At 58.9% G+C, this 12,366-nt stretch carries 15 protein-coding genes; 6 read left to right on the top strand and 9 right to left on the bottom strand.

The window, feature by feature from the left end; translation table 11 throughout:
- The first annotated feature begins 82 nt into the window (after positions 1-82).
- Positions 83-925: a helix-turn-helix transcriptional regulator gene (locus tag HDE79_RS09485; protein ID WP_184601734.1), complete on the top strand. Its 843-nt coding sequence runs from the start codon at positions 83-85 to the stop codon at positions 923-925.
- A 60-nt stretch (positions 926-985) separates the two neighbouring features.
- Here the strand turns inward: HDE79_RS09485 and HDE79_RS09480 are convergent, their stop codons facing one another.
- The 5 genes from HDE79_RS09480 to HDE79_RS09460 all read right to left on the bottom strand — a co-directional run bounded on the left by HDE79_RS09480 (position 986) and on the right by HDE79_RS09460 (position 4,542).
- Positions 986-1,426 carry a BLUF domain-containing protein gene (locus tag HDE79_RS09480; RefSeq protein WP_255488363.1) on the bottom strand — a complete coding sequence of 147 codons (441 nt, stop codon included), beginning with the start codon at positions 1,424-1,426 and terminating at the stop codon, positions 986-988.
- Between the two features lie 247 nt (positions 1,427-1,673).
- Positions 1,674-2,066: a DnaJ domain-containing protein gene (locus HDE79_RS09475; RefSeq protein WP_184601732.1), complete on the bottom strand. Its 393-nt coding sequence runs from the start codon at positions 2,064-2,066 to the stop codon at positions 1,674-1,676.
- Positions 2,063-2,779 (bottom strand): hypothetical protein, encoded by a 717-nt coding sequence (locus tag HDE79_RS09470; RefSeq protein WP_184601731.1) that lies wholly within the window; start codon positions 2,777-2,779, stop codon positions 2,063-2,065. The genes HDE79_RS09475 and HDE79_RS09470 overlap by 4 nt, the downstream gene beginning before the upstream one ends.
- A gap of 3 nt (positions 2,780-2,782) precedes the next feature.
- Complete coding sequence (locus HDE79_RS09465) at positions 2,783-3,619, bottom strand: DUF2167 domain-containing protein (protein ID WP_184601730.1); 837 nt, start codon at positions 3,617-3,619, stop codon at positions 2,783-2,785.
- Positions 3,620-4,356: 737 nt separating this feature from the next.
- The gene (locus tag HDE79_RS09460) at positions 4,357-4,542 is read right to left on the bottom strand and encodes a 4-oxalocrotonate tautomerase (protein ID WP_184601729.1); all 186 of its coding nucleotides are present in this window, start codon (positions 4,540-4,542) and stop codon (positions 4,357-4,359) included.
- Between the two features lie 124 nt (positions 4,543-4,666).
- On the opposite strand from HDE79_RS09460, the gene HDE79_RS09455 reads away from it, so the two are divergent.
- On the top strand, positions 4,667-5,566 hold the full coding sequence (locus tag HDE79_RS09455) for a LysR family transcriptional regulator (RefSeq protein ID WP_184601728.1): 900 nt from the start codon (positions 4,667-4,669) through the stop codon (positions 5,564-5,566).
- Between the two features lie 98 nt (positions 5,567-5,664).
- On the opposite strand, the gene HDE79_RS09450 is transcribed toward HDE79_RS09455, so the two are convergent.
- From HDE79_RS09450 to HDE79_RS09440, 3 genes are all read right to left on the bottom strand, one after another.
- A complete protein-coding gene (locus HDE79_RS09450; RefSeq protein WP_184601727.1) occupies positions 5,665-5,871 on the bottom strand; it encodes a hypothetical protein in 207 nt (68 codons plus the stop codon).
- Between the two features lie 265 nt (positions 5,872-6,136).
- Positions 6,137-6,358, bottom strand: coding sequence for a TonB-dependent receptor (locus HDE79_RS09445; protein WP_184601726.1), 222 nt, complete (start codon positions 6,356-6,358; stop codon positions 6,137-6,139).
- Positions 6,359-6,529: 171 nt separating this feature from the next.
- Positions 6,530-7,423 (bottom strand): LysR family transcriptional regulator, encoded by an 894-nt coding sequence (locus HDE79_RS09440; RefSeq protein WP_184601725.1) that lies wholly within the window; start codon positions 7,421-7,423, stop codon positions 6,530-6,532.
- A gap of 116 nt (positions 7,424-7,539) precedes the next feature.
- Here HDE79_RS09440 and HDE79_RS09435 point away from each other — a divergent pair, with 116 nt between their 5' ends.
- From HDE79_RS09435 to HDE79_RS09420, 4 genes are all read left to right on the top strand, one after another.
- The gene (locus HDE79_RS09435) at positions 7,540-8,523 is read left to right on the top strand and encodes an aldo/keto reductase (RefSeq protein WP_184601724.1); all 984 of its coding nucleotides are present in this window, start codon (positions 7,540-7,542) and stop codon (positions 8,521-8,523) included.
- Between the two features lie 38 nt (positions 8,524-8,561).
- Positions 8,562-9,323, top strand: coding sequence for a carboxymuconolactone decarboxylase family protein (locus HDE79_RS09430; protein ID WP_184601723.1), 762 nt, complete (start codon positions 8,562-8,564; stop codon positions 9,321-9,323).
- A gap of 101 nt (positions 9,324-9,424) precedes the next feature.
- On the top strand, positions 9,425-9,832 hold the full coding sequence (locus HDE79_RS09425) for a cupin domain-containing protein (RefSeq protein WP_184601722.1): 408 nt from the start codon (positions 9,425-9,427) through the stop codon (positions 9,830-9,832).
- Between the two features lie 176 nt (positions 9,833-10,008).
- Positions 10,009-10,848 carry a lysophospholipid acyltransferase family protein gene (locus HDE79_RS09420; RefSeq protein ID WP_184601721.1) on the top strand — a complete coding sequence of 280 codons (840 nt, stop codon included), beginning with the start codon at positions 10,009-10,011 and terminating at the stop codon, positions 10,846-10,848.
- Positions 10,849-10,928: 80 nt separating this feature from the next.
- Here HDE79_RS09420 and HDE79_RS09415 read toward each other — a convergent pair whose 3' ends face one another.
- Positions 10,929-12,335, bottom strand: coding sequence for an SEL1-like repeat protein (locus tag HDE79_RS09415; RefSeq protein WP_184601720.1), 1,407 nt, complete (start codon positions 12,333-12,335; stop codon positions 10,929-10,931).
- Positions 12,336-12,366 lie beyond the last annotated feature (31 nt).

Genomic DNA, 12,366 nt, shown 5'->3' with positions numbered 1-12,366 from the left:
GACGTCCATAGGATCGAATCAGCACGAGAACATCCCGCCAGTCCGGCGTTCTAATCGATTCAACTATTCAGGCACCCCCGCCATGCCTCAGACACGCACCAAGAACGAAAACGGAACCGGGCTCGGCGATCTTCTGCGCTACTGGCGTGACGTGCGCGGCAGGAGTCAGCTCGATCTATCGCTGGATACCGGCATATCACAGCGACATCTGAGCTTTATCGAAAGCGGCCGCAGCGTTCCCAGCCGGCAGGCCTTGATGGATCTCGCCGAGGCGCTGGATGTGCCACTACGTGATCGCAATGCACTGCTGCTCGCCTCAGGCTATGCACCACTGTATTCAGAAGCGCCATGGGACGCCGCAGAGATGCGGAGCGTAAAACGGGCGCTCGAGCGCATGCTGCGCCAGCACGAGCCCTATCCGGCCATGGTGATGGATCGGTATTGGAACGTGCCGATGACCAACACGGCTTCGCCGCAATTCTTCGGACACTTCATTGATATTGCCTCGCGCCCACAGCCGCGCAACATGCTGCATTTGATGTTTGATCCCGATGGCCTGCGCCCCTTCATCGCCAACTGGGAAAGTGTTGCGCGCAGCCTGATCCAGCGCGTTTATCGCGAGGCCATCGGACACGTCGTCGACAGCGAGACCGACAGGCTATTGAACGATCTGCTCGCTTATCCGGGCATTGATGCCAAATGGAAAAATGCCGGCGCAAACGGTGCCACACCGGCGCTACCCGTGGTCCCGATCAACTTTGTCAGCAACGGCCAGGTGCTCAGCTTCTTCTCCATGGTCACCACAGTCGGCACACCGCAAACGGTGGCCGCGCAGGAGCTGCGCATTGAATGCCTGTTCCCTGCCGACGATGAGACCGAAGAACGTTATGCACAATTGATGGAAAATCAGTGCTGTGATAAGTGACAAAGGGAAACAGTTCTTCTCATATCAAACCCTAGTCGCGAACTGACGGCCCTACCCGTTTCAGGCCGAAGTGCCGCCAAGCTGGGCGGATTCCCAGAACTTAAGCAGCAGTGTCAGGCCAGCGGACCGGGCTTGCTGCGAGTGCAGCGTAGGCAATGCCATCTCCCAAATTTCATTGCTGAGAGCTTGCAAGGTGGTCAGGGGAGCTTTGGTAAACGCCATGTGCCAGCGCGTAAATTGCCGGGTGTCCACCGGCTGGTTCAGCAGCTCGACCAGATGATGATGCAGGGGAGACTTCTTGATCCGCTCGTAAACGATGGCTACGGCGGAAGGAGGCCCCTCGAAATATTGAAAAAACGCACCCTCATGCTTAAACAGCACGCCGGTGACCTGCACTTTTTCGTTGAAAGCGCGTGCTTCGATAAGCAAGTTTTCAAGGTCTCGGGAACTCATGGGACGAGTTGTTTTACTTGAATATGCAACAGCTGCTAGCTCGCCCATCTACGCACCCTAACACTTTAGTTCAGCACCAACCGCAGTGGGTCTGTTTCAGTACAGGCGCTCTAGCCGTTGTCTCGGGACTCTTGCTGCCACATCCAAACACGCGATTCGCGATGACTGTGTCTGGAAATCTTCTGGCTACCCAAGCCAGCCAGAATGTAAAAGTCTGCCGGATACTCCTCTTGTCTGCGATCAGACGAGAGTAAATATGTTCCCATCGTTTGGCGCTGATCCGTCCAAAAGCTTTCTAGCGGCGAAGCCTCACCGCGATGTCGTAGGCGCTATTGATTTCTTTCGAGCGCGCCTCGGCCAGCTGGCGAATATCGTCGCCGAGCTTGGCCACCTTGTCAGGATGGTATTGACTGATCTGAACCCTGTAGGCGTGGTCGATTTCTTCCAGGCTGGCGGATTCGGCGACACCCAATGTCTGATACCACGCGGGTGCGGATGAAGAGGACGGTGCGCTACTCCAGGCCGAGTCGTACGAACGATCACGCTGATCATTCGTGCCAGGATCGTCATTGGATGACCGAGGCGACTGTTTGTTCTTGTCCCCGTTGCCCGGCGAGAGCATCAAGCTCATGAGCTTGTAGCCAGCCACCAATCCGGCAACGATGATAACGATCTGGGTAATGGTCACGACATGCCGTCCTCGAAACGTTTGAGATAAGCGAGCAGCGCGTTACTGGCATCGGTGCCGGGTTCCAGAAACCCCAGACTTGCCTCGATACGTTGGCGCAGTATCCCGGACAGCACGACGTTCTCTGCCGGGGATAGCCTCGACAACGCCACGCTGCGCAAGCTGGGCAGCTCCTGCCGCAGACTGATCTTTCTGACCATGTTGATTGCGAACGGTGCGCAGAGCAGTGCGTCGAACGCCAACGCCACCACGGCTTTGTCCGACAGGCTCAATGCCTTGCGAGCGCGCCAGACTTGCCAAAGCATCGCCGCGATCGTCAGATAGGCAAGTATCAGCCAACCCAGCAGCAACACATCCGTGCCAACCCATAGCGCGCATGGAAGGGCCACGAAGAACAAACCCAGCAGCGCCCAGGTCCACGGTGCGATGACTGCCAGCGCGAGCCTGACGCGCCTGCCCCTCGTGCGTAGCGCACCGCTAGTCATCGATTCGTCAGCCGCCCAGCTCAAGCGAACAAGTGCGCGATGCGGACACAGCGGGTTCGGCAAAAACAAATGTCTGCCGCGAAATTCCATGACCGAACCACCGGAGACGAGGTAGCCGGTTCGCCTCGTCTCCAGCACGATCTCGTTGTGGAACAGCAGCAGCGCAGAGTCATACAGGTACAGCACCGCAATGCCAGCCATCAACAGCCAATGATCGTGCAGCGTCATTCGCTAGTTCTTTTTCTTGAAAAGGGATTTGAACCAGGCGCTCGCCGCGACCAAACCAGCCAGCACAAATTTCCATGCGGCCACCAGGAAACCACCGATGACGGTGAACAAGCCTTTCTTCGCGGCAACCGCAACAGCGCCACCGGTAATCAGTGCTGCCAGGCCATACGCCGCAACGTGATCGCCAGGCTGATACTCGGCATAGGTTTCACCGGGCGCAAACTGAAAACCCGACACCCTTCGCTTGAAGTCTTCGATGGCCATGTCGAGCTTGTCCGGCGAGGTGGCCAAGACTACGTCCATCACGCCATGACGCCCCAGCAACCGAGCGTTGTAGTTCGCCACCTTATCGTGTGTGCTTTCGTTCTCGCCCAGAATCGACCACGTAAGCGATTTCAGCTGTGTGTCGTATTCAGGCTTGGCACTCCAGCCAAGGATGTTCATCTCACCCCAGCCGCGCGAGCGTCGCTCCTTGTTGGCCGCTTCAGTGCCCGCACGGATGTTCGCCAGGATAGCGTCGGCATCGATCTTTTCATCGTCCTTGATGTACCCGGTGTCCTCGTACGAAAAATAGGCCACCCACCCTTCGGTGCGGTTCGCGAAGATGTACTCATCCTTGTCGCCATTGGGGTTCTGCGTAATCTCGTTGAACGCCCGGGCCCCACTGGCATCCAGAAACATGTAGCCCTCGGGCACCTGCAGCGAGGCATTACTACCAAGCTTCACGGTGATGGGGCCCTTCTGCCACGGCAACTTGGAAATCGGGCTGCCCTGAGCCACTGCAGACATCCCCACGCACACCAACAGCAGTGCGATCAACACTGAAAATAGCTTCTTCATTTCCATCCCCTGATACTTGCTGATAGTTCTCGGCGCGTGAGACGCGCCTCGCTTGTCCGTAAGTCACTAACTGACCGAAACCACGTTCCATCTACCACGAGTACAAACCGTACCCCGCGCAACAATAGCTGGCGCCCGACAAGTGATCCATAGCTGGCAAGTTTTGCACCGACAAGGATTGGCCATTGCTCGAACTTCAAACCGATGCGGCGGGACATTTCTGCACCGATGAAATCGGCCATGTGTTGACGATTTCCACCCTATCGCTGGACGAGTCGATGTGCCGCGAACGGGCCGCATAGCTAATGGCGCATCGATCACGTTGCTGATGGCGCAGGCTACCTCGCCCACATCCGCCTCGGCGGGCTCGAGCATGGCCAGCCCTTTCAGACTCTGCTCGAGGGATCGGCATAAGAGCCGTGTCGTATTCGGCTGCACGTGCTACATCGGCCTGCGAGCCGGAATACGCGTAATGGCGGATGCCTTGGTGAAGGTGATCGCACGAGGATCGTGGTTTCGATACCCCAGCGAGTGAGTTCGCTGAGGTATCTGCTGCCGTACGCGGAATGGCAAGTGTCGAACTGCTGGACGAAACAAAGGCGCCGCGAATAAGCGCAACCCGATATCCGCTCTTCAAAGCCGTCGAGTGCAAGGATCAACTATCTCTGCGCTGACCCAGTTATTTGCGGCGCGCCGTTGCGCAGCGTGCCGCCGTTATGGGAGCCATCGCGAACGACTTACTGATCCGATTTCAACTGGCCGCCGCTGGCCCATAGCTCACGGGAAACTTCGCTGATCAGGATTTCCACGCTTTCGACCGGGCAGCCCAGCGTCTCGCAGGTCGTTTTGGTCACTTCACGGACAAAGGCACGCTTTTGATCGAGCGTGCGGCCGGGGTGCATTTCAAGGTGCAGGGTTGGCATGGGATATCTCCAGGTTCACGGCATCTCAGGGACGAGATCGCTCGGTAAGCAGTAGTTTCATTGCGCGCCTGCATTTGATAAACATGCAATTCATTGATGCATTCCAAACCTATAGGTTTTAGATATGGACAAGCTATCCAGCATGGCGATGTTTATTCGCGTCGTCGAAAGCGGCAGTTTCAGCGCTGCCGCTGAAATCGCTGGCGTCTCGCCGACGATGGCCGGCAAGCATGTACGTACCATCGAAGAGCGGCTGGGGGCCAGGCTGTTGCATCGAACCACCCGGCGCCAGCAACTGACCGAAGTGGGCCGGCTCTATTACGAACGCTGCAAGCAGGTGTTCGCCGACGTGGAACTCGCCGACGCCAGTGCCAACGAATTGCAGGCCACACCGCGGGGTCTGCTACGCATCGCCTCGCCACTCAGTTTCGGCAGTCGCCGGCTGGTGCCGGCGCTTTCCGATTATCTCACCCAGCATCCGCTCGTCAGCGTGGACCTGTCGCTGAACAACCGGGTCTTCGACATGGTCGAGGAAGGTTATGAACTGGCGATACGCATCGGTGCGATCGGCGACCACGCACTGGTGGCTCGTCCACTGCGGCCCTATCGCATGCTGATGGCGGCATCGCCAACCTATCTGGCACGGCACGGCACGCCGACACGACCCGACGAACTATCCGCACACACCTGTCTGGGCTTGTCCAACTGGCGTCACCGCGATCACTGGCATCTGCTCGGCCCGGATGGAGAACGGGATATTGCCGTGCGTGGCCGGCTTACCACTGACAACGGCGACGCCCTGCGCATCGCTGCGCTGCACGATGCCGGTATCGTCTTGCAGCCAGAGGTACTGCTTGCAGACGATCTGTCCAGTGGCCACCTGGTGCAGGTGCTGCCCGACTGGGCACCACCGGCGATACCGATGCACTTGCTGTACGCACCGGATCGCCGACCGACCGCCAAGCTGCGCAGCATGATCGACTTTCTGCTGAGCCGCTTCAGTGCAGCGGCCACAATCGACTGACGACCCAGCTTAACCATCGCGGGCACTGAGCCAGTTGATGGAAAACAAAAGGGCCAGCCCCTGAAAGGTGGCTGGCCCCGATTGATCGATCAGGAAGATCAGGCTTGGGGTTGCGGATCGGCCTCGCTGGAATCAGCCTCGTCTTCCTTCTTTCCGACGAGCGACTCGAGCGCACCAGCTCCCTTAAAACCAGCAACAGCCGCAATGCCTTTCGTCAGAAGGCCTGCATTCGGGTCGAGCTTTTCTGCGCCCTCGACAGCTGCTACTGCACCTGCAATTTCACCAACGGCATCTAGGATTCCCATAACGACCTCCGCGCTGATTGGAGTGAAAGAGCATCGTATCGCTCCCGATAATGCGAGATGAATATTGACGCAAACACCTGCGCCAAAACGTCCAAAGCGAAGCACGCCTGATCAAACCGAAAATCGCTACACGAATGAAGCCAAACCGAACCCTGCATGGTCTCCGGCCGGCGATTCCCGCTGCGGGCGCAGCGCGGCCGGTATTCGGCGCAATCGCAAGAAAATACAGCCAGCTCTATGTCGGGCGACCGCCCTCAATCCCGCCTCAAGTGGCTTGCGTCCAAGTCGACTCGATATCGACCTTGACCGCATCATCGACGCCTACTGGGTCAACGCCGAGCATGTCATGGACGCAGCCATGCCGCATGCCGGCGTAATCGCCGTTATGGCGAAAGGTCGCTGACCAATTCACACGACCGGCACTCGCGGGCCGGTAATCCCCTTCATAGGTGCATCCATTGCTGGTCTTGCCGGAGACATTGACCATGGCTGAACCCTCTTGGCGTGATCGCCACCTCAGCATAGGCCTTTACTGACGCAATAGCGCCTGTTTGCAAAACAGTGCCTGCGCTGCTGATACCGCATCGAATCCTCCAACCCAATCAACACCTTGCGCAATGATTGATTCAACAGCGCGCGCGATGCGCCCATTCCAGCGTCATGCCCGCTTTCGCAGTGCGTCCACCAGCAGCGAAAACGCCGGTGATGGTTGGCGACGGCTGGGGTAGTAGAGGTGGAAGCCTGGGAAGGGCGGGCACCAGTCACCCAATACGCGCTGCAAGCTGCCGTCGTCGATATGCCTGGAGACCATATCCTCCGGAACGCACGCGAGGCCGAAGCCGGCCCGCACGGCTTCGAGCGCCTGACGGGCGCTATTGAAAGTGAGCCGCCCTTCGACACGCACATTCAAAACGCGGCGACCCTTCTCGAATTCCCAGGCGTACAGACCACCATGGGTCATCAGGCGCAAGTTGATGCAGTCGTGTCCGGTCAGGTCGCGCGGCGTCTTGACTGCTGGCCGTGATGAAAGATACGCCGGCGTGCCGACAACAGCCATGCGCATCGGTGGGCCGACCGGCACGGCCACCATGTCTTGCGCCACCTGCTCGCCGAGTCGGATGCCAGCATCGAAGCGCTCGGCTGCGATATCGACAAGGCTCGAATCGGTGATGACTTCGACTTTGATATCCGGGTAGTCCACCAGCAGTTCGGCGACTACCGGCCACAGGATCGTGGCCGCCGCATGCTCGCTGGTCGTGATGCGCAAGGTGCCGGCGGGCTTGTCGCGCAGATCGCCCAAGGCGGCAATGGCGACATCGATATTGTCGAAGTTCGGTTCCAGCGAACGGAATAAACGCTCCCCCGCTTCGGTGGGCGAAACGCTGCGCGTCGTACGCGTCAACAAACGCAAACCGATCCGGGCCTCGAGCGCGCGCATGGTGTGGCTGAGCGCCGATTGCGACACCCCGAGCTGCGCCGCTGCGCGCGTGAAGCTGCGCTCGCGGGCGACGGCGAGAAACGCGATGAGGTCGTTGTAGTTCTCGCGAGCCATAAGCCAGTTACCGATTAATGAAATTAGATCATAAGTGCATTCGCTTTTATCCGTCTAATCATATGAAAGCGAGACCGGCAAACTAAGCCCACCAATCATCTCGGCAGGAGAACACCATGCAACAGCGCACTCTCGGCCATAGCGGACTTAAAGTCTCGGCCATCGGCTTCGGCTGCATGGGGCTCAACTTTGCCTATGGTCCCGGGCTCGGCAAACGCGACGCGATAGCGCTCCTCCGCGACGCTTTCGAAAATGGCGTGACCTTCTTCGACACCGCGGAGGCCTATGGACCGTTCACCAACGAGGAACTGGTCGGCGAGGCGCTGGCGCCGATCCGCGATCAGGTGGTGATCGCGACCAAGTTCGGTTTCAAGGACGGCAACGCAGCCACCGGTGTCGACAGCCGACCGGAGCGCATCCGCGCCGTTGCCGAGGCGTCGCTGAAGCGGCTGAAAACCGACCGCATCGATCTGCTTTACCAGCACCGCGTCGATCCGAACGTGCCGATGGAAGATGTCGCCGGCACCGTGAAGGAGCTGATCGCCGAAGGCAAGGTCAAGCACTTTGGCTTGTCCGAAGCCGGTGTGGCATCGATCCGTCGCGCGCACGCCGTGCAGCCGGTCGCCGCGCTGCAAAGTGAGTACTCGCTGTGGTGGCGTGAACCCGAAGATGACGTGCTGCCAACCTGTGAGGAATTGGGCATCGGCTTTGTGTCCTTCAGCCCGCTCGGCAAGGGTTTTCTGACCGGCACCATCGATGCCGCAACGACATTTGGCAAGGACGACTTCCGCAGCATCGTGCCCAGGTTCACGGCGGAAGCGCGCAAGGCGAACCAGTCACTGGTCGATCTGCTTGGTCACATCGCGTCGAGCAAGCAGGCCACACCAGCTCAGATCGCTCTTGCGTGGCTGCTGGATCGCAAGCCATGGATCGTACCGATACCGGGAACCACCAAGCTGCATCGACTGAAGGAAAACGTCGGCGCCGCGGACATCACACTGGACGGCGACGACCTGCGTCAGATCGAAGAAGCACTGAGCCACGTCACGGTGCAAGGCGATCGTTACCCCGCGCATCTCGCCGCACTGACCAGCAAGTGAACGCCATCAGTGCACGACAATCCACGGAGCCCGGATCGATGAACATCACCGACATTGCAAAACGCAACCACGACGAACTTTTCCCCAACGACGTATCGAAGCTGGCGGTCACCGATCCCGAGCTGATCGAGATCTTCGATAACTGGGCCTTCGACGATGTGCTGGCCGAACACGGTCCCGAGATTCGCACGCGACTGATGCTTCAGCTCGCCGCCATCATTGCCTGCCAGGCAGTCAACGAGTACCGCACCATGCTCGGCGCCGCACTCAACGTCGGTGTCACTCCGATCGAGGTGAAGGAAATCGTCTACCAGGCGCTGCCCTATCTCGGCATGGCTCGCCTGTTCGATTTTCTCGGCGCCACCAACGAGGTATTGCTGAGCCGTGGCATCGCCTTGCCGCTGGAAGGCCAATCCACCACCACGGAGGAAACGCGCTTCGATAAAGGCCTGGCCGCCCAGAAGCAGATCTTCGGCGCACAGATCGATGCAATGTATGAAAAGTCACCGAAGGATCAGATCCACATCCAGACCTTCCTTTCGGCCAACTGCTTCGGCGACTACTACACGCGCAACGGGCTGGATCTGAAAACGCGCGAACTGCTGACCTTCGCCATGCTCGCCGCGCTGGGCGGCTGCGAGCCGCAGCTTGCCGGACACATCGCCGGCAACCTCGCCGTTGGCAACGACCGTCAGGTGCTCATCGGCACCGTCACTCAACTGCTGCCGTTCATCGGTTATCCGCGCTCGTTGAATGCACTACGACTCATCAACGAGGCGACGCAAGATCACGAGCGGTGAACGCGCGCCTTGCCAGCGCGCTGATCGCCGCACTTATCTCAAGTAATCGTGCGCTCGCCACATCGCCAACGCCTTCTCACCTTTCCAAAGGAACCCCGACCATGCAACTTCTCCGCAACGGCTCACAGCCCTCAGCCAAAGGGCCGGAGGAATTCTTCACCGGCACCGTGCGCATCGACATGCCGTTCAAGGGCTCGGGCGACGCGAAGATTTCCGGCGGCATCGTCACCTTCGAGCCCGGTGCGCGTAGTGCATGGCACACGCATCCGCTCGGACAGGTATTGATCGTCACCTCGGGCAAGGGCTGGACACAGTGCGAGGGTGAGCCGATCGTCGAGATCAACGCCGGCGACATCATCATCTGCCCGCCCGGTCACAAGCACTGGCACGGCGCCACGCCCACCACCTCGATGACGCATATCGCCGTGCAGGAAGCACTGGACGGCAAGGCCGTCGACTGGCTGCAGAAAGTCACCGACGAGGAATACCTCGCGGGACCGCCCCAGTAATCATCGCCGCGCTATATCGATAAACGAATAAAGCAACGAGCGGGCCGTATTCACTTCGCCAAATGAAGTGAATACGGCCCTTTTCGTTTTGAGCGGCCGCTTCAGTGGACAATGCGTGATCACGCAGACAGCCGTTTGCCTGCATCCACCACCACTCGACGACACGTATCTCCCGCATGAGCATCGATCCATCACACAAGGTCCCTGACTCCGCCTTCGCCTCACTGCGCGCCAGCATCAAGGTTGCAGCGATCCTGCTGGCAAGCGTGGTGCTGATGCCACCGCAGTGGCTGTTTATGCGCTTTACCCGCGGGCGGGCATCCTTCGTGCTGCCGCGATTCTGGTTTGCCTGCCTGCGTCGGGCGATGGGACTTCGGTTTGAGACCGTCGGCACACCGCGCGACAGCGGCGGCACGCTCTTCGTCGGCAATCACATTTCGCATTACGACATCGTGTTGCTGGGAAGCATTCTGCGTGCACGCTTTATCGCCAAGGACGAAATGGAAAGCTGGCCCGGCGTGCGCTTTATCGGTGGCCTGGGGCAAACGCTATTCATCAGCCGACGCCGACAGGACACGGCCAGCGTGGCCGCGGGCATCGCCGCGCAGATGCGACCCGATCACGACGTGGTGCTGTTCGCCGAAGGCACCACGTCATCGGGCGAACAAGTCGCGCCATTCAAGTCGAGCCTGCTCGCGCCATTCCTCGGCCCGCAGGCCTCCGCGCAAGCGTGGCATCTGCAGCCGTTTACCCTGGACATCATTTCCGTCGACGGTCGCATACTGTCGGCCGGCGGCGATCGCGACGGCTATGCCTTCCATGGTGGTATGGAAGCCGGCCCACACGTCAGCCGATTCTTTCGCATGTCCGGTGCTTTGGTGCGTGTAACTTTCCACCCACCGATCGCGATTCCACCCGGCACCGATCGCAAGGCGCTCGCGATGCAGGTGCATGACATCGTGGCGGCGGGGCTTTCTTGCAGGGGTGCTACACAGCTGCATCACAATCCGGGTTAGGTCAGGACCTTCCTGCGTTGGCTCAAAAGCACCCGAGTAGACTTTGCAAACATGTGGATTTGACACTTTTCATTTTTTGGTCAGTTAACCGACGCTCGTGCGTTGAGCACGGCGATAGGGCCCTGACGCACCATCGCACTGATGAGGTCAGCCGCCGTTTTCAACTGCGCGGGATTGAGTTGCCGCCGCATATTGTCACGGATGCCCGCAGCATTTGACGGCGCGTCCTGCAATCGAGCCGCCATATAGGCAAGCGCATACCCTGCTGCAGGATCACTTGGCTGACTGAAGCCGTCGAAATAAGAGACAGCAAGATTGAGCAAGCCATTTGCACTACCTTGCACAGCAGCCATCCGGAAAAGCTTCTCTGCGGCGACGTCATCATGCGGCAAGCCTTGGCCTGACGCATACATGCCGCCCAAGCCGTCGCTCGCATCCCCCGATTTCTGCTTGATGCCAGCCTGGTACCAGGCAACGGCCTGCGCATAGTCTTGGTCGACACCGATTCCGTCCCGGTAAAGACGGCCAAGACTCGCTTCAGCATCGCCAAAGTCCTGTGCGGCGGCCGATCGGTAAAGTGCAATGGCCCGAGGAATATCTTTGCTTGTACCAAGACCTTCCTCGTATATGGCACCGAGATTGGTCTCTGCTTTCGCGTTGTCCAAAGCGACGGATTGGGTGTACCAGAAAATTGCCTGTTTATAGTCGACCGCCTGGCCTAAGTCGCCGTCGTGGTAAATAATCGCCAGATTATTCATCGCCGCGTCATTCCCTTGCACCGCGGATTTTCGATACCACGCCATGGCCTGTTTCGTATCCTGTGGAACGCCCTGGCCGTTGTCGTACATGATGCCCAAATTATTTTGGGCGTACATATTTCCCTGCTCCGCGGCCGCGCGAGACCACTTCAGCGCGAGTTTGTCGTCATGTTCGACGCCATAACCGGCATCGTACATATGCCCCAGTCTGTACTCCGCCAATGCATATCCTTGCCCGGCGGATTGCTCGTACCACTTGGCAGCCTCGACGTTATCAAGCGGCACACCGGAGCCTTGCTCGTATTTACGTCCCAGGTTGTATTCCGCCTTGGCATTCCCTTGTGCTGCAGACTTTCGATATAGATCAAGAGCGTGATCCAAATTTTGGGGAACACCTTCGCCGTTTTCGTAGCAGAGGGCGAGGCCGTTTTCACCGTCTGCATTCCCTTGTGCTGCCGATGCCTGGTAAAGGGCTGCAGCTTTCGCCAGATCTCTAGGAGTACCCTGTCCGTGGTAATACACGCGGCCAAGCCGAGACTCGGCCTCAGCATCGCCGCGAGCAGCAAGTGGCGCAAGCCGCTTGATCTCCGCTGCATAGTCGATAGAGCTCGAAGAGCCTGCCACCGGAGCCGCCGCTTCGCCCTTTGTTCCGCGCTCATCCGGTCGAGTGGTACATGCCTGCAAAGCCAGGATCGCCAACATCACAACACATACGGATACAACTTTCATCGAACCTTCCCCTGGAAAAATGATGAAAATC

The sequence above is a fragment of the Rhodanobacter sp. MP1X3 genome (assembly GCF_014207165.1).
Lineage (GTDB): Bacteria > Pseudomonadota > Gammaproteobacteria > Xanthomonadales > Rhodanobacteraceae > Rhodanobacter.
This window is presented reverse-complemented; position numbering and strand designations above follow the sequence as displayed.

Excerpts from the sequence above, each read along its gene's own strand:
- HDE79_RS09485 (WP_184601734.1), top strand. The coding sequence starts at position 83 with ATGCCTCAGACACGCACCAAGAACGAAAACGGAACCGGGCTCGGCGAT.
- HDE79_RS09480 (WP_255488363.1), bottom strand. The coding sequence starts at position 1,426 with ATGGGCGAGCTAGCAGCTGTTGCATATTCAAGTAAAACAACTCGTCCC.
- HDE79_RS09470 (WP_184601731.1), bottom strand. The coding sequence starts at position 2,779 with ATGACGCTGCACGATCATTGGCTGTTGATGGCTGGCATTGCGGTGCTG.
- HDE79_RS09465 (WP_184601730.1), bottom strand. The coding sequence starts at position 3,619 with ATGAAGAAGCTATTTTCAGTGTTGATCGCACTGCTGTTGGTGTGCGTG.
- HDE79_RS09460 (WP_184601729.1), bottom strand. The coding sequence starts at position 4,542 with ATGCCAACCCTGCACCTTGAAATGCACCCCGGCCGCACGCTCGATCAA.
- HDE79_RS09455 (WP_184601728.1), top strand. The coding sequence starts at position 4,667 with ATGGACAAGCTATCCAGCATGGCGATGTTTATTCGCGTCGTCGAAAGC.
- HDE79_RS09450 (WP_184601727.1), bottom strand. The coding sequence starts at position 5,871 with ATGGGAATCCTAGATGCCGTTGGTGAAATTGCAGGTGCAGTAGCAGCT.
- HDE79_RS09445 (WP_184601726.1), bottom strand. The coding sequence starts at position 6,358 with ATGGTCAATGTCTCCGGCAAGACCAGCAATGGATGCACCTATGAAGGG.
- HDE79_RS09440 (WP_184601725.1), bottom strand. The coding sequence starts at position 7,423 with ATGGCTCGCGAGAACTACAACGACCTCATCGCGTTTCTCGCCGTCGCC.
- HDE79_RS09435 (WP_184601724.1), top strand. The coding sequence starts at position 7,540 with ATGCAACAGCGCACTCTCGGCCATAGCGGACTTAAAGTCTCGGCCATC.
- HDE79_RS09430 (WP_184601723.1), top strand. The coding sequence starts at position 8,562 with ATGAACATCACCGACATTGCAAAACGCAACCACGACGAACTTTTCCCC.
- HDE79_RS09425 (WP_184601722.1), top strand. The coding sequence starts at position 9,425 with ATGCAACTTCTCCGCAACGGCTCACAGCCCTCAGCCAAAGGGCCGGAG.
- HDE79_RS09420 (WP_184601721.1), top strand. The coding sequence starts at position 10,009 with ATGAGCATCGATCCATCACACAAGGTCCCTGACTCCGCCTTCGCCTCA.
- HDE79_RS09415 (WP_184601720.1), bottom strand. The coding sequence starts at position 12,335 with ATGAAAGTTGTATCCGTATGTGTTGTGATGTTGGCGATCCTGGCTTTG.